This is a genomic window from Glutamicibacter bergerei (genome assembly GCF_054495185.1).
Window position 1 is genome coordinate 1,530,025 of sequence record NZ_CM137131.1, and the last position, 15,510, is coordinate 1,545,534.

Here is a 15,510-nt window from a genome sequence, read left to right on the forward strand (position 1 = left end):
TCGAAAGTAGTAGCAAGACATGAGCCGTATAATCTCCGGTGTTGCCGGGGGCACTAGCCTGAAATCTGTACCCGGAGACGCGACAAGGCCAACTACCGACCGGGTCAAAGAAGCGCTGTTTTCCCGTCTGGAAAGCTGGGACGTCATTTCGTCGGCACGCGTATTGGATCTTTTTGCTGGGTCCGGTTCCCTCGGACTTGAAACCGCAAGCCGTGGAGCGCGTCAGGTATTGCTCGTTGAGCTAGCTCCTAAAGCGGTGAGCGTCTGCCAGCACAACGCCACAAAAATCAATGAGGCGCTGAAGAACGAAGTTGTCTCGGTCCAACGAGGCAAAGTTGATACTGTTCTATCCAGCTTTTTCGATGAGGAGACCAATGCTCCAACAAGAACCTTTGACCTGATTTTCATGGATCCTCCGTATCCTCTCACTGATCAGGAACTCGCGGTAACTCTCGACAAGGTTTCTAGAGTCCTGGCAGAGGACGCGACGGTGATTGTCGAGCGTTCGAGCCGTTCGCCTGAACCGGTATGGCCCGCAAATCTGGAAAAGATCGCCGACAAGAAATACGGGGAAACACGGTTATGGTTTGCCGAACCGGTCCAGAGCTAAAGAGTGCTTGACTTCTGAAGGGTAAGGACCAGCGGCTTCGCAAGCTGAAATAGCAGCCTGGTCGATTCGCTTCTTTGAGGCGGTGAGTATCAGGTTGCCAGGGAATTTGCGTGTAAACATTTCCGGGGTAGAACTTAGCAGGACGTACTCGAAAGCAGATTGCGCGGCCTGAACCTGGCGATCCGTAAACGCAAGTGGTGGGTCATCACCAATATTTACGAAGAGCAAACCCTCAGGCGCTAGCGCCAGGGCCAGTTCTTCATAATATTCCGGGCTAGTCAGGTGCTCTGGTGCTTCCGGACCGCTGAAAATATCTAAGACGATGACGTCAAATTCTTTATCGAGCAGCTCTTCTTTCAAGACTGCTCGGGCATCAGCCACCAGCGGCTGCAAATTGCACTGTTCTGGCAAAGGCAGATGAGTCAACACAAAATCAAGTAGCTCACGTTCGATATCGACAGCCACATGGTCGCTCCCGGGATACCGTAGTGAGGCCCACCGCGCTAGGGTCAGTGCACCTGCACCCAAGTGCAAAAACTTGAGCGGCTCACGCTGCGGGCGCAACACGTCAAGGTGATTCGCAATTCTCGCGAGGTATTCGTAGAAGATGTTTTCTGGCTGGTCCAGATTAACGTGAGACTGTTCGGCGCCACCAATCTCCAAGATCATCGCTCCTGGAACTAGATCATCAGGATAGATGCTTGCGTGTTCTTGGATCCCGCCAAGCCAGCGTTTCAGCGGTTTCATACTCATTTTGCTAACACCTTAGGAAGTAATTGGAGTCTTTCTACCGCTTCACTGATGACTTCAGGTCGTTTGCAGAAAGCAAACCGCATCAAGGATGAGTAGTCTTTCTGGTTTTCTTGAAGCGCGAACACGGACATGGGGATCGCAGCAACACCGATTCGCTCTGGCATCAATTTCGCCACGTCCACCGCATTTTCATTGCCGAGGCCTTGCAAATCTGCAACCAGAAAATACGTACCTTGGGGTCGGATGACTTGAATGCCCACGTCTTCAAGTCCTTGGGCAAGTTGATCACCACAAGCACCAAGGTCTGCGGCAAAACGTTCAAAGAATGTATCGGGTAGTTCCAATGCCTGCGCTACTGCTGGCTGGAAGGCAGGACCCGAAGAATATGAAAGGAACTGCTTGACTGTGCGCAGAGCCGTTATCAGCTCGCGTGGACCCGTTGCCCAACCAACTTTCCAACCGGTAAAAGAAAAGGACTTGCCTGCGGATGAAAGAGTGATAGTTCGTTCGAAGCCGCCGGGGCGGCTAGCGATGGGAATATGCGCAGACGCGAAGGTGAGATGCTCATAAACTTCGTCCGAAAGGATGATGCAATCGTGCCGATGTGCAAGAGCAACGATTTCGTCCAGGACGTCAGTATCAAAGATTGTCCCGGTAGGGTTATGCGGATTATTGACAATAATCATCCGTGTCTTGCTCGTGACGGCTTTGCGAAGCTCATCAAGATCGGGGGCAAAGGAGGGAGCTCGCAATTTCACTACCTTGTGAGTTGCGTTGGCCAAGCCAATCATGGCTGCGTAGGAGTCGTAAAACGGTTCAAAGGTGACAACTTCGTCGCCGGCCTCGACGAAGGCCAAAACTGCGGCAGCAATTGCTTCAGTTGCTCCCGTGGAGACGACCACCTGAGTGTCAGGGTCGATGGACAAGCCGTAAAATCGGTGTTGATGCTTGGCTATGGCATTGCGTAACGCCGGAATCCCGCTACCAGGGGCGTATTGGTTGGAGCCCGCGTTGATAGCTTTGACCGCAAGCTCACGAATTTGTGATGGACCTTCTGTATCTGGGAATCCTTGGCCAAGGTTAACGGCCTGATGCTTAGTGGCGAGGTCGGTAATTTCCTCGAAGATGGTGAGTCCGGGTTCACCATTCGCTCCCAACAGATTTGCACTCTGAGCAGTTCTTCGCCAAGGGGTAGATTCATAGGTCATAGCTCAATTATGCTTCCTGCCTTGGGGTTGTACTGAAGGAACACGCATGAATCGTTACATGTCAGTTCCATCAAAATCACGTGTTAACTCAGGTTTGTTGATAGATTCTAGATATGCGCAGAGCTGTATGCCCAGGATCCTTTGATCCCCTTCACAATGGCCATGTTGAGATCATTGCCCGAGCGGCGAGTCTTTTTGACGAGGTCATTGTTGCTGTATCAACAAACTACTCGAAGAAGTACCGATTTTCCGAAGAAGAACGGGTAGCAATTGTCGAAGAGACTGTCGGGGGGCTTAGGGGCGTGTCCGCCATACCTATGGGGCAGGGTCTCCTCGCGGACTTCTGCAAGGAGCAAGGTGCCGAGGCAATAGTCAAAGGACTGAGAAGCACAGTCGACTATGCGTATGAAATTCCTATGGCTACGATGAACCGTCATCTGACTGGCGTGGAGACAGTCTTTCTGCAGGCCGATACGAGATTTACTCATCTATCTTCATCACTGCTCAAAGAGGTGCAATCACTGGGTGGGGACGTTAACGAGTACTTCCCGCGCGCGGTCATTAAGCGGTTGTCGAAAAAGTCTAGCTAAGTGCGATCTCGGCACGTAATGCAGTGTATTGAAATCATGTCATTTAACGATTGGAACAAACTATGGCTCTCGGGTCGTCAATAACAAAGGCTGTTATTCCAGCAGCAGGGCTGGGCACACGCTTCTTGCCTGCTACTAAAGCGATGCCGAAAGAGATGCTACCGGTAGTTGATAAGCCGGCCATCCAGTATGTTGTTGCGGAAGCAGTCAAGGCTGGTCTGGATGACGTCCTCATGATTACGGGACGAAGCAAGCGGGCACTTGAGGATCACTTTGACCGAGTGCCAGCGCTGGAAGCGACTTTGGAAGCCAAAGGTGATGACAAAAAGCTTCGCACGGTTCAGGAAGCAACCGAACTTGGAAACATCCACTATGTTCGTCAGAGTGACCCGCGTGGGCTTGGGCATGCCGTCCTGTGCGCTAAGCAACATGTAGGCAATGAACCATTTGCGGTTCTTCTTGGTGATGACCTCATTGACTCACGCGATGAATTGCTTTCAGTCATGATCGCGACCCAGCAGAAAACCGGCGGATCTGTGATTGCACTCATGGAGGTTGCTCCTGAGCAGATTAGTGCATACGGCTGTGCGGACGTTTCCGCAGTCGACGGTGAAGACTATGTTAAAGTCAACGCGCTGGTAGAGAAGCCAAGCGTGGATGAAGCACCGAGTAACCTAGCTATTATCGGTCGTTATTTGTTGCATCCACAGGTCTTCGAGGTGCTGGAACACACCGCTCCAGGTCGGGGTGGAGAAATTCAGCTAACAGACGCGCTTCAGGAACTGGCTACCGATAACAACAACGACGGCGGTGGAGTTCATGCGGTTATTTTTCGAGGACGCCGCTATGACACCGGAGACAAGCTGAGCTACCTTCAGGCAAATGTGACCCTCGCAGTAGAAAATGAAGAGCTCGGCGAAGGTATGAAGAGCTGGCTCAAAAATTTCGTGGCAACTCTCTAAACCTGGTCATAAGGGACTACTCAGGATAATCACATTTATCTTGAGTAGTCTTTTTCATTGCCACTTGTAGCGAGCAAACACTTGCCACATGGGGAGACCATAGATTTTCTTTGAGAAGCTGCAGGAATGAATAACCCAAACAAGAGCGAGAACTTCACCTCTCGTAGTGCCCGCTACGGTCTTGAACGTAGGCGAAAACGACGCATGCGCGGCGTTTTGATGTCTGTTGTTGCGCTAGTTGTTGTTGCAGCCTTGGGTGCTGGATTTTATGTTTTCAACCTTCAGCATAAGTTTAATTCGAAATCCAACTCCGTAGCCATCGATTACACCGAAGAACAACAGAATCTGCGTCCGGTGAAAAGCCCCGACGATGGATCGATGAACATTTTGATGCTGGGTGTTGATCATGCGGATGAGAATGAAGCTGAATCCGCCGCACTGGAAGGTGCTGTAAGTCAACGAAGTGACTCTATGATGCTGGTTCATATTCCAGAGGACCGGAAACAAATCTACGTCATGTCTTTAGTAAGGGACATGTGGGTTGATGTTCCCGGGTATGGACAGCACAAATTAAACGCTGCCGTGGAACTCGGGGGAGTCCCCCTGCTGATGCAAACGGTTGAGGGTTTATTCGATACAAAGGTTGACCATGTAGCAATGATCGACTTCGCAGGATTCCGAGAACTTTCAACAGCCCTCGGCGGAGTTAAAGTGACTAACGAGATTCCTTTCACGGCTAACGACACGGACTACTTCTATCCAGAAGGCGAGATAACCCTCGAAGGCGACCGTGCCTTACGGTACGTGCGCGAACGCAAATCGTTCAGCGATGGCGACTATCAGCGAGTTAAGAACCAACGGACCTTCTTGATGGCTGCCGTGAATCAAATGTTGTCCAACGATACGCTGACCAATCCCACGAAGCTTTACAACATCATTGATAAGGTCTCGCCGTATCTGACTTTTGACTCAGAACTGGATGCGGCCACGATAGTTGGATTGGGTATGCAACTAAAGAACGTTGATACTGGGAACCTCGACATGTTCACCTTGCCCACCGCCGGCAGTTCAACAAGCCCAGATGGGCAGTCCATCGAACTTGCCAGTGAACTAGCGGTCACTCAGATATCCGAAGCACTGCAAACGGACACCATGGCAAAATATTTGGAAGAGAATCCACCGCAGTAGCCACGCTCAGCACTGAATGGGATTAACTGCACGTTTGCTCGTAGCTCGGAATCACGTGGAACCGCCGCGCATAAACTAGACTTTGATCATCTGTGCTTACGAATTCAAGTAGTAGTTAGCATTCGACAAGAGGAAAATTTCCACATGACAGTTGCGGAGGAGGCCGAAAAGTACGGCTTGCACCGAGTAGGGGCAAGGCCGTCGCTGGTCGATTACCTGAAGCAGACCTGGAGTCGGCGTGAGTTCATTTATGAGCTCGCAAAAGCGCGAGTTCAATCGCAAAACGATAGAAATCGACTCGGCATGCTTTGGGAGGTGCTCAAACCAACTTTTAATGCGCTCATGTATGGGTTCATTTTCGGAATCTTGCAAGGCGGCGCAAAAGGGCCAGACTTTCCTGTCTACGTGGTCATCGGTGTGTTTCTCTTTGAATTTTTTACTTCGTCCATGTCTGGTGGTGCTAAGTCCATCACAGGTAACACGGCGCTTGTTCAATCACTTGCGTTCCCAAGACTCGCATTGCCCGTCGCACAGGTGACACAAGGAATCTTGACTTTGATGCCGATGTTAGTTGTCATGTTCATCTATGCAATGATTTTGGGAACTACACCTAAGTGGACTTGGTTCGTAGTTATCCCATTGGTGGTTCTCTTCAGTGTTTTTAATATGGGAATCGCGCTAATCTGCGCCCGGATAACTGTCCATGTCCGTGACTTCACCAATATTCTGCCGCTGATCGGTCGAGTTCTCTTCTTTACGTCCGGTGTTTTGTTTAGTGTGGATCGGATTCTCAATCAATGGCCGTGGATGGTCACTGCGTTTGACTATCACCCGCTGTATCAGACGTTGCAAATTGCCCGTGCAATGATCATGGATAACGCCGTGTATGAACCTCGTGCTTGGTGGGTCGTGGGTATTTGGGCGTTCGCGACCTTAGCCTTCGGTCTTGTGTATTTCTGGAAAGCTGAGGAGCGTTACGGCCGTGCGGATTAATTTTGATGACCTAATCAACCCGGAGCTTCATCCGGAATATGAACCCGAGCGGATTTTCTCGGACGACACGTCATTCATCGATGTGGTTTCCCCCGACGAGGTTACGAACTCAAATCTGAGCATTGATCCTAACCGTCAACCAGTTGTGATTGTGGACAATCTTCACGTTAAATATCGGGTCTATTCCAGTGGTAAGGCCGTGGGTGCTGCCGGCGCGCGCCGGTTGTTGCAATCGAACATGCGTGGCGTTCGTACAGTGCATGCTCTAAAGGGCATCTCATTCGTTGCGTATGAAAACGAGTCCATCGGGGTCATCGGATCTAATGGCTCTGGTAAATCGACGCTGCTTAAGGCCATTACTGGGCTGACCCCGCCTGCGTCCGGGAGCGTCTACGCTCGATCTCGCCCAAGCCTGTTGGGTGTGGGAGCCGCTCTCATCCCGGGTCTTTCGGGAGATAAAAATATTACCCTTGGTGGTTTAGCTCTCGGCTATAGCCGCCAAGAGGTCGAGAAGATGCGCGAGGAGATCATCAAGTTTGCGGAGCTCGAAGAGTTCATAGACTTGCCAATGCGTACGTACTCATCAGGCATGAGCGCTCGACTGAAGTTCGCCATTGCGGCGTCGAAGCAACACGATATCTTAATCATTGATGAAGCTTTGGCAGTTGGCGATGCAAAATTCAAGAAGCGTAGTGAGGCCAAGATTCGTGAAATCCGAGAAAACGCGGGAACAATCTTCAACGTTTCGCACTCTATGAATTCAATCAAGGAAACCTGCAACCGCTGCATCTGGATCGAAAAGGGTGTGCAGAAGATGGATGGCGACACGGACACAGTGATCAAAGCTTACCAAGCTCATTTAAAAAAGAAGTAAAGGGACGGATGACTGAATATCCAGGCGTTGCTTACGTAATGCCTGTGCTGAACGAAGCTGAATACCTCGAAGAGGCAGTCGCATCGATTCTTGCGCAGGATTATGAAGGCGACAAGGAACTGGTGCTTGCATTGGGTCCGAGCACGGATGAAACGAATCTTGTTGCCCAGCGTTTAGCAGCTCAAGATTCACGTATTACCCTGGTGGACAACCCCCAAGGGCGAACCCCGATAGCATTGAATCTTGCCATCCGTAATTCGACCCATCCAATTGTGCTCCGTGTCGACGCGCATAGCGAACTGCCTACTTACTACACAAAGCGCGGCATTGAGACACTCAACCGCGTTGGTGCACATGATGTTGGTGGCCTGATGGATGCTCGTGGGCGCTCGCCTCTGCAACGAGCCATTGCCGCTGCCTACCACTCGAAATTCGGATTCGGTGGACCCGCTTACCATTCCGGCGCCCCCGAAGGTGAAGCCGAGTCTGCATATCTAGGAATTTTTCGTCGTGAAGTTTTTGACGAAGTGGGTTACTTTGACGAGAACATGTGGCGTGCTCAAGACTGGGAACTTTGTTTAAGGATTCGGCAGGCCGGCCACAAGGTCTGGTTTGATCCAGAGCTGAAGGTTGGCTATTACCCGCGCGATAATTTCCCAGCCCTTATCAAACAGTCGTTCGCCTCCGGAACCTGGCGTGGTGAAATCGCGCGGCGATTCCCCGAAGGGAAATCCTTGCGACATGACCTCCCACCGTTGCTTCTCACAGGAGTGGGTGCCGGAATTCTCTCAGCTGTGGTTCAACCGGTTGCCGGTAATTCAATTCCACAACCCATCAATATCTTGATGAATCTGAGCAAAATCGTGCCAGTGCTCTATGCATTGGTCTGTGTCGTGGAAGGAATGCGAGCCAAAGGAAAGGGACTCAAGGAGAAGCTGCTTACAGCCGCTACTTTCCCATCCATCCACCTTCCCTGGGCCATCGGCTACATTAAAGGTCGAGTATCTGGCGCCGGCAGTACTATGGACAAAGGCAGAGTCAAATGAGTCCACAACGTCCAACACGACCTACGCTTCAGGAATTGCGTGCGGTCTGCCAACCACCTGAAGTTCGTGCCAGGAAAAATGCCGAGCATTGGACCGCGGAACTGTACCTTCGGCATATTTCGATCTACCTGACGGCAGTACTTGTGCGAACTCGTATCTCAGCCAACGGCGTTACCGGGTTAATGATCCTCACCGGCTGGTGCATGTCATTGGCGCTACTGATTCCAGGAGTCTGGGGACCACTGCTGGCCGTTGTACTTTCGCAGGTGCAGCTCTACTTTGACTGTTCAGATGGAGAAGTGGCTCGCTGGCGTGGTACACAGTCCCCACGCGGGATATTCATCGACATGGTCGGTCACCATACAACCGAAGCGCTGATACCTATTGCCTTGGGCTACCGCGTGTTCATGGAGCTGACTGCAAGTAGCGATAATGCTACGCAGGCGTGGCCAACCTTGTTCATGGGTGCCTGTTTGGCCGTCCTGCTCGTGTTGAACAGATCGCAATCGCTGATGGTCCATGCCGCTCGTGGCATGGCTGGACTGGGCAAGCTACCTGATACAGCGGAAGCCCGCTCCATCCCGGTAACGTCACTTGTAGGACGATTACGTTCATTAGCGCGTTTTGTACCTTTTCACCGGATGCTGCATGCGGTGGAACTTAGCCTCGTGATTCTAGCTTGTGCCATCACCTCGGCTCTCGTTGGAGAACCAGGGCTGGCCGAGAAATGGATGATCTGGATACTGCTTCCGGCTACGGTGCTAGTTAACATAGGGCATTTCGTTGCAAATATGGCCTCAACCAGGCTCAAAGCTATTTAGTTTGAAGGGAGGAAGCAGTTGCCGACAGAAATATTGCCGCGCATCGGTGTAGTTGTTCTGACGATGGGAAACCGTCCCATCGAATTGAACCGTGCTTTAGATTCTCTACTTGCGCAGAAGTGCGTTCAAATTGATGCGGTGGTCGTTGGTAACGGTTGGGATCCAACCGATATTCCGGCGTCCATCAAGACTCACTTCCTTCCGGAAAACCTAGGTATTCCTGCAGGACGCAATGCAGGCGTGAGCCATGTGCAAGGCGAATTCCTTTGCTTCCTGGATGATGATTCATGGTTTCTCGACGAAGATTTTTTGATCACCTCTGTTGAACGGTTCAAGCGATACCCGAAAATGGGTCTCCTGCAGCCACGTATCACTGATCCTAAATCTTTGGAGAATGATCCAACCCGTTGGATTCCGCGATTAAACAAGCGTACCGCCGAAGAACCAAGCAAAGTCTTTCACGTGGGGGAGACCTGCTTAGTGAGTCCCCGAGCACTTTTTGAGGCCACTGGCGGTTGGGCAGCAGGATTTTGGTACGCCCATGAAGGAATCGAACTTGCTTGGCGCATATGGGATACCGGGCATTATGTTTGGTACGCGGGGGATATGCGCATCGGTCACCCCGTAGTTGACCCTCGTCGCCATGACGAGTTTTACCGCTTGAATGCACGTAACCGGGTATGGCTTGCTCGCAGAAACTTACCGGCTCCACTGTGCTGGATATATCCAACTTCATGGTTACTGGTGGAATGCCTGCGCATGCGGAAAAACAGCTCTGCAGTGAAGCAGTACCTAAGTGGATGGCGCGCTGGGTGGCGTGGAAGTCCATGGCACAGCGAGACACGGCCTAAACTGAAATGGTCGACCGTGCTTAGAATGACCATGGCCGGACGGCCACCAGTTCTTTAAGCTTAGTATCGGGCCACAGAGCCCACCATAATCACTATGCATCAGTTACATGACGTGGAGGTAAACATGGCTAAAACAGTTCTTACTTACGGTACGTTCGATTTGTTCCATATTGGGCACTTGAACATTCTCAAACGCCTCAAGGAAAAAGGCGACCGCCTTGTTGTAGGTGTCTCCACCGATGAGTTCAATGCGATCAAGGGTAAAAAGCCTGTAGTTCCCTTTGGACAGCGCCTTGAGATCGTACAAGCCATCAAGTACGTGGATCTGGCTATTCCTGAAGAAAATTGGGCGCAGAAGCGTCTAGACATCAAAAAATTTGATGCGAAGGTTTTTGGCATTGGCGAAGACTGGCAGGGAAAATTCGATGACCTCGGCGACGAAGTTGAAGTGGTGTACCTGCCTCGTACCGCAGGAATCTCGACGACCGAGATGAAGAGAGTGCTCAGCGAATTTGATGAGCGTCATGTTGAGGCACTAAAAAATACGCTCGACTCCTTGAGCCAGATAGTTAAAGAACTTAGCTAGATCTCAGCAATCGCGTCACTATCCATTTCTTCCTCGAAAGTATCCATGTCTAACGACCAAATATCCGAAACAGTTAAGTCCGGCATCAAAAAATCCCTTCTTGCCGTTGGCCGTCAGCCATTCGTTCGCAGAGTAAGTCGACTCATGGGGGTCGCAGGAAGACCGGCTGGCACCAATCTAGGAATGGCCGACGTACCTTTGCGTGGAACTGTAGCAGTGTACTTCGGTGACGCTGCGGACAAGATTTACCAGATTGAACAGTGGATTCCTGTTCTCGAGGAGCTTCACGAAAAAGAAGAAGTGCTTTTGGTGTTCCGTACCATCAGTGCTTTCAAAGCCGCATCAAAAATCACGGTTCTGCCGAAGATCTTTGTCCGACGTCTGACCGACCTGATGGACGTCTATGACGACAATGATCTAAAGCTCGTGATCTACGTCAATAATTCCCGAAGCAACTTCCAATCCTTGGATCACCCGCGTCTTGTGCATGTTCACGTCAACCATGGCGAGAGTGACAAACTTTCCATGGTGTCGAATAAAGCCAAAGCCTATGACCAAGTATTTGTCGCTGGCCCAGCAGCCATCAAGCGACATGAAGCTATGCTGATCGATTTCGACGTTGAAAAACTCGTCGTTACCGGACGCCCGCAGCTCGACATCAAGTTCAAACGCGAGCTTGTGCCGAGTGAAAAGCTCGATGTTATGTATGCACCGACTTGGGAAGGCGAAAATGAGGATAACAACTACACCTCATTGGATCTCTATGGCGAAAATATCGTAGACGCGTTATTGGCAAATGATTCAATCCGGCTCATCTACAAGCCGCATCCCCGAGTCGAAGCTAGCAAGACCCCTAGCGTTGCGAAAGCACATGCAAGCATTATGGAAAAAATTCTTGAAGCTAATGCCTCCGGTTCGGACCACGTTATTTCAGAACAAGGCAACATTCTTGCCATGTTCGAATCCATTGACGCACTTGTGACAGATATTTCCAGTGTTGGACTGGACTACCTGTATCTACACCCGAGCAAGCCAATCATTATTACGGACCGCCGGACCAACCGTGAAAACCTATATCGTGACGCTCCGATTGCCAAGGCATGTTTGGTCGTCGACAAGCAGAATGTGGGCTCAGTTCGTGAGCTGCTAGTAGCCGCACTTGCAAATGATCCACATATGAGTGACCGCCAGGCAATGCGCAAGTTCTACTTTGGGGAACTCCTGCGTGGTGAGTCTACGAACGAATTCCAACGCGTTATCAGCGATTTAATCAATGAACGTCAGTCCAAACTCGAGAATTTCCGTGGCTGGCATAGCTAACAATTACCTAAGAATCGCCATAGCTCATCGGGAAATAAGTATTTGATAAGTTAGGCCGACACGCGTTCTTGGGGGCCTAACTTATCGCCACCGAAGTAGTATGCGTTGTTGTACGAATTTGTGGATTACCGAGTGGCAGTAGGGGAACCATGGCACTGGAATATCGGTTCTAACAAATTGCGTAGACAGATTCCACAAGGGAATTTTTGAGCGCGTGCTCAGTTGCTGTCGATAATCTGTTAAACATGAGAATTCAGATTTCTGATCTTCGCCCTCTGCTAGTACAAGGACGTATCTTCGTAGCCCAAGGTACTAAAAACATCGAACAAAGTGGTCTGGGGTTCCCTGACGATACGGAAATCAGGGTCCAAGCCGGGATCAGGATTGAGCCCTACACCACGTATTGGAACAAGTCGGCAAAGAATATTGTCACTATGGGCGCATTTTCCTATACTCATTCAGTCCTGCCTTTTAACTTTGAAGTCGGCAGATATACCTCGATAGCTAAAGGCCTAAAGTCCATGGGTGCGAAGCATCCGGTTGACTGGGTTTCAACGAGCCCTGTTTTTTACAACCAACAAACACTGGTCGCTGCCTACCAGCAAGATCAGCAAGCCGATGTTGCGGCTCAGAAATTTGAGGCATCTAAAGGGCGAGTTGTGATTGGCAATGACGTTTGGATCGGTGAAAACGTCACCCTCGGACACGACATCAGCATCGGTGACGGTGCGGTGATTGCATCGAACGCGGTCGTTACGAAGGACGTAGAGCCATTTAGCGTTGTGGGAGGGGTCCCGGCACGTAAAATTCGTGATCGATTTGAATCTCATGTTATTCGATCCCTCCAGGAAACTCGATGGTGGGATTATGCCCCGGAGCTGGTGGCCACTTGTGATGTCACCTCTCCGGAAAAATTCGCGGACTCGCTCCATAGGAAAATTCAATCTGGAACCGTTCAGCCTTATCGGCCCGTTGCGCTCGGATACAGTGAATTTGAGTCAGCCCTAGGATCACAAGAGACACTGCTCTACTGAGTCTGAAGTTTTATGTCCCTAATAAGTGGCTATCAAAAAACACGACTAGCGTGTGGGCAGGGTAACAATCAATAGTTGGCCGTCAGTCTGTTTTCAGTTTGGGTTCTTGGCGCTTCGCAAGCTAAGATGAAATGTCGGACTATGTTTAAGTAGGAGTCATCATTAGCGGTAAGCGTTCCGATCGATCGTCACACGGCGAACTCGATCGCAAGTCGCCATTGGTTATATCAGCCATGGAGCTCGGTCGTGCACCAGGATCCATGAGGACTCTCAACGAGCAAGTCCCGGCACCCGCAGATGTGGGTAACGCACTCATCGGTATTCGTGGAGGATCTGAGGTTTCCTTAGATCTTCGCCTCGAAGCTGTACACGAGGGCATTTTGGTATCCGGCATCGCCACGGTGGAAATCGCTGGCGAATGTGGACGGTGCCTTAATCCTATCGGGTTCAAGTACGGGGCTGATATTCAGGAACTCTTCTACTATGAAGATAGTGATGAATTCGAAGAAGATGATGATGTAGATCAGTATTGGGTTATCGGTGACCACATGGACATCGATCCGGTATTGCGGAACGCAGTGGGAACTGTCCTGCCGTTTCAGCCGGTATGCCGGGACGATTGTTTAGGACTTTGCAATGAATGCGGAGCCAACCTAAATGATGATCCTGAGCACCACCACGAGGTAGTTGATCCTCGTTGGGCAGCGCTTGCGCAGTTGTCCGAGGCCGCCACAGAAGATGTGGCAACAGACAAAACGTCAGACGAGAGAGAAGAGAAGTAGTCGTGGCTGTTCCAAAGCGGAAGATGTCCCGTGCGAATACTCGTGCCCGCCGTGCACAGTGGAAGGCTACCGCGCCGAGCTTGGTGAAAACCATGGAAAACGGTCGCGTTACCTACAGCCTGCCTCACCAGGCAAAGGTTGTCACTGACTCAGCAGGTACCGAGTTGTTCCTTGAATACAAGGGTCGCAAGGTAGCAGACGTCTAAGACATGTCTTCTAAAGAAGAACTTTTGAAGCGTCTCGGAATCAACTTAGATTCCGAGACGCTTCATCTTTCATTGACCCACCGTTCGTATTCATACGAAAACGGTGGCATACCCACGAACGAGCGCCTGGAGTTCCTCGGCGACTCCATTCTGGGATTCTGCGTTGCGGAGCATCTTTATAAGAGCTTCCCGAATCTGGCTGAAGGTGACCTCGCGAAGCGTCGCGCCGCAGTAGTCAGTACACGTGCACTGGCCAGCATCGCCCGCGAGCTTGAAATCGGCAAACATATTCTTTTGGGACGCGGCGAAAGCCAGTCCAACGGTGCAGATAAATCCTCTATCCTCGCCGACACCATGGAAGCGCTCATTGGCGCTGTTTACCTGTCCCATGGCATGGACGAAGCACGCCAGATGGTTATGCGCTTTATTGGACCGCTTCTTTCGGATCCTCTGTTGCTCGGCGCGGCCACCGACTGGAAAACCGTCATTCAAGAAGAAGTCGCTGCGACCAAAAATGGTGAAATGCGTTATGCGGTCACCGGCTCAGGCCCAGATCATGCACGCTCCTACGTGGCAGAACTTCTCATTGCAGACAAGGTCTATGGCACCGGTTCAGGTCCTTCAAAGAAGGAAGCCGAACAAGAAGCTGCACATAACACCTGGATCATGCTTCACCCCGGTGAAGACCTCCCGGCAAACTAAAGTTGCACCATGCCTGAACTCCCTGAAGTTGAAGTTGTACGTGTTGGACTCGACAAGTGGGTAAGAACCCGCTTGATCGAGTCCGTCCAGGTGCTTGACCCGCGTTCGGTTCGCCGGCATATCGATGGTGCTCAAGACTTTGAAGAAACGCTCACCGGTTGCACGCTGAGATCAGTAGTGCGCCGAGGCAAATTCCTCTGGATGGATCTCGAAGGATTGCCAGAACCTACCGCACTCGTAGCTCATCTCGGGATGAGCGGGCAGCTACTTGTCGAAGAACCAGAAGCTCCGGATGAAAAGCATCTTAAGGTGCGCCTATCTCTTGCCGAGCGGTCTGATGCGCCGAGCGAACTTCGTTTTGTTGATCAGCGTATTTTCGGCGGGATGTTCCTCTCTCCGCTAATTCCCACTACGGACAGTTACCCAGGCGGCACAGGCAGTGAGCAGCCATTGATCGCGCAGGCGGCGTCGCACATCGCCCGCGATGTTTTGGACCCACATCGAGATCCCAACGATTTGTATTTGGCACTACGCAAGCGCTCCACGGATCTGAAGCGTGCCATCCTTGACCAAGGAATTATTTCCGGCGTCGGAAACATCTACGCTGACGAAGCCCTGTGGCAGGCGGGTCTCTCCGGGCTGAGAAATACAGCAACTATCCGGCGCCAAGAAGTGATACGACTGGATGAGGCGCTCGTCGATGTGGTGACCCGGGCGCTGGAAGCGGGCGGAACAAGCTTCGACTCGTTATATGTCAACGTCAACGGTGCCAGTGGTTATTTTTCGCGGTCGCTCAATGCCTACGGGCGCGAAGGCAAAAAATGCCTACGGTGCGTTGAAAATAACCGAGAATCGCTTATTCGCCGAGACCCCTTTATGGGACGTTCATCTTATAGCTGTCCTATATGCCAGCCAAGGCCTCGGCATAGAAACCGATAATCTAATCGCAGGTTCCATGCCCAACGTTGCGTCCTAAAAAAGGCT

18 protein-coding genes are annotated in these 15,510 nt (G+C 51.1%); 16 read left to right on the top strand and 2 right to left on the bottom strand.

What is annotated here, in order from left to right; all coding sequences use genetic code 11:
• Positions 1 to 19: 19 nt before the first annotated feature.
• Positions 20 to 610, top strand: coding sequence for a 16S rRNA (guanine(966)-N(2))-methyltransferase RsmD (gene rsmD, locus ACX5K5_RS06955; protein ID WP_459175294.1), 591 nt, complete (start codon positions 20 to 22; stop codon positions 608 to 610).
• On the opposite strand, the gene ACX5K5_RS06960 is transcribed toward rsmD, so the two are convergent.
• Positions 581 to 1,363, bottom strand: a complete 783-nt coding sequence (locus ACX5K5_RS06960) for a spermidine synthase (protein WP_459175295.1) — start codon at positions 1,361 to 1,363, stop codon at positions 581 to 583. The genes rsmD and ACX5K5_RS06960 overlap by 30 nt on opposite strands.
• Entirely contained in the window at positions 1,360 to 2,571 is a 1,212-nt protein-coding gene (locus ACX5K5_RS06965; RefSeq protein WP_459175296.1) for an aminotransferase class I/II-fold pyridoxal phosphate-dependent enzyme, read from the bottom strand. The genes ACX5K5_RS06960 and ACX5K5_RS06965 overlap by 4 nt, the downstream gene beginning before the upstream one ends.
• A 113-nt stretch (positions 2,572 to 2,684) precedes the next feature.
• Between ACX5K5_RS06965 and coaD the strand changes: the two genes are divergently transcribed.
• From coaD to mutM, 15 genes are all read left to right on the top strand, one after another.
• Complete coding sequence (gene coaD, locus ACX5K5_RS06970; RefSeq protein ID WP_188685375.1) at positions 2,685 to 3,161, top strand: pantetheine-phosphate adenylyltransferase; 477 nt, start codon at positions 2,685 to 2,687, stop codon at positions 3,159 to 3,161.
• A gap of 62 nt (positions 3,162 to 3,223) precedes the next feature.
• Positions 3,224 to 4,123, top strand: coding sequence for a UTP--glucose-1-phosphate uridylyltransferase GalU (gene galU / locus ACX5K5_RS06975; protein WP_459175297.1), 900 nt, complete (start codon positions 3,224 to 3,226; stop codon positions 4,121 to 4,123).
• A 126-nt stretch (positions 4,124 to 4,249) separates the two neighbouring features.
• Positions 4,250 to 5,311 (top strand): LCP family protein, encoded by a 1,062-nt coding sequence (locus ACX5K5_RS06980; RefSeq protein WP_459175298.1) that lies wholly within the window; start codon positions 4,250 to 4,252, stop codon positions 5,309 to 5,311.
• A gap of 144 nt (positions 5,312 to 5,455) precedes the next feature.
• Positions 5,456 to 6,304 (top strand): ABC transporter permease, encoded by an 849-nt coding sequence (locus tag ACX5K5_RS06985; protein ID WP_459175299.1) that lies wholly within the window; start codon positions 5,456 to 5,458, stop codon positions 6,302 to 6,304.
• The gene (locus ACX5K5_RS06990; RefSeq protein ID WP_443443524.1) at positions 6,294 to 7,178 is read left to right on the top strand and encodes an ABC transporter ATP-binding protein; all 885 of its coding nucleotides are present in this window, start codon (positions 6,294 to 6,296) and stop codon (positions 7,176 to 7,178) included. Before ACX5K5_RS06985 ends, ACX5K5_RS06990 begins: the two co-directional genes overlap by 11 nt.
• A gap of 8 nt (positions 7,179 to 7,186) precedes the next feature.
• Positions 7,187 to 8,224: a glycosyltransferase family 2 protein gene (locus tag ACX5K5_RS06995; RefSeq protein ID WP_459175300.1), complete on the top strand. Its 1,038-nt coding sequence runs from the start codon at positions 7,187 to 7,189 to the stop codon at positions 8,222 to 8,224.
• Positions 8,221 to 9,045 (top strand): CDP-alcohol phosphatidyltransferase family protein, encoded by an 825-nt coding sequence (locus tag ACX5K5_RS07000; protein WP_459175301.1) that lies wholly within the window; start codon positions 8,221 to 8,223, stop codon positions 9,043 to 9,045. The genes ACX5K5_RS06995 and ACX5K5_RS07000 overlap by 4 nt, the downstream gene beginning before the upstream one ends.
• An 18-nt stretch (positions 9,046 to 9,063) precedes the next feature.
• Entirely contained in the window at positions 9,064 to 9,954 is an 891-nt protein-coding gene (locus ACX5K5_RS07005; protein ID WP_459175302.1) for a glycosyltransferase family 2 protein, read from the top strand.
• Between the two features lie 66 nt (positions 9,955 to 10,020).
• On the top strand, positions 10,021 to 10,482 hold the full coding sequence (locus ACX5K5_RS07010) for an FAD synthase family protein (RefSeq protein WP_459175303.1): 462 nt from the start codon (positions 10,021 to 10,023) through the stop codon (positions 10,480 to 10,482).
• Between the two features lie 45 nt (positions 10,483 to 10,527).
• Complete coding sequence (locus ACX5K5_RS07015) at positions 10,528 to 11,802, top strand: CDP-glycerol glycerophosphotransferase family protein (RefSeq protein WP_459175304.1); 1,275 nt, start codon at positions 10,528 to 10,530, stop codon at positions 11,800 to 11,802.
• A 245-nt stretch (positions 11,803 to 12,047) separates the two neighbouring features.
• Positions 12,048 to 12,836 carry a CatB-related O-acetyltransferase gene (locus ACX5K5_RS07020; RefSeq protein ID WP_459175305.1) on the top strand — a complete coding sequence of 263 codons (789 nt, stop codon included), beginning with the start codon at positions 12,048 to 12,050 and terminating at the stop codon, positions 12,834 to 12,836.
• A 260-nt stretch (positions 12,837 to 13,096) separates the two neighbouring features.
• Positions 13,097 to 13,618, top strand: coding sequence for a YceD family protein (locus tag ACX5K5_RS07025; protein WP_096255359.1), 522 nt, complete (start codon positions 13,097 to 13,099; stop codon positions 13,616 to 13,618).
• A gap of 2 nt (positions 13,619 to 13,620) precedes the next feature.
• The gene (gene rpmF, locus ACX5K5_RS07030; RefSeq protein WP_096255361.1) at positions 13,621 to 13,824 is read left to right on the top strand and encodes a 50S ribosomal protein L32; all 204 of its coding nucleotides are present in this window, start codon (positions 13,621 to 13,623) and stop codon (positions 13,822 to 13,824) included.
• A gap of 3 nt (positions 13,825 to 13,827) precedes the next feature.
• The gene (rnc, locus tag ACX5K5_RS07035) at positions 13,828 to 14,526 is read left to right on the top strand and encodes a ribonuclease III (RefSeq protein WP_459175306.1); all 699 of its coding nucleotides are present in this window, start codon (positions 13,828 to 13,830) and stop codon (positions 14,524 to 14,526) included.
• A 9-nt stretch (positions 14,527 to 14,535) separates the two neighbouring features.
• Positions 14,536 to 15,465: a bifunctional DNA-formamidopyrimidine glycosylase/DNA-(apurinic or apyrimidinic site) lyase gene (mutM, locus tag ACX5K5_RS07040; RefSeq protein WP_459175307.1), complete on the top strand. Its 930-nt coding sequence runs from the start codon at positions 14,536 to 14,538 to the stop codon at positions 15,463 to 15,465.
• Positions 15,466 to 15,510: the final 45 nt, after the last annotated feature.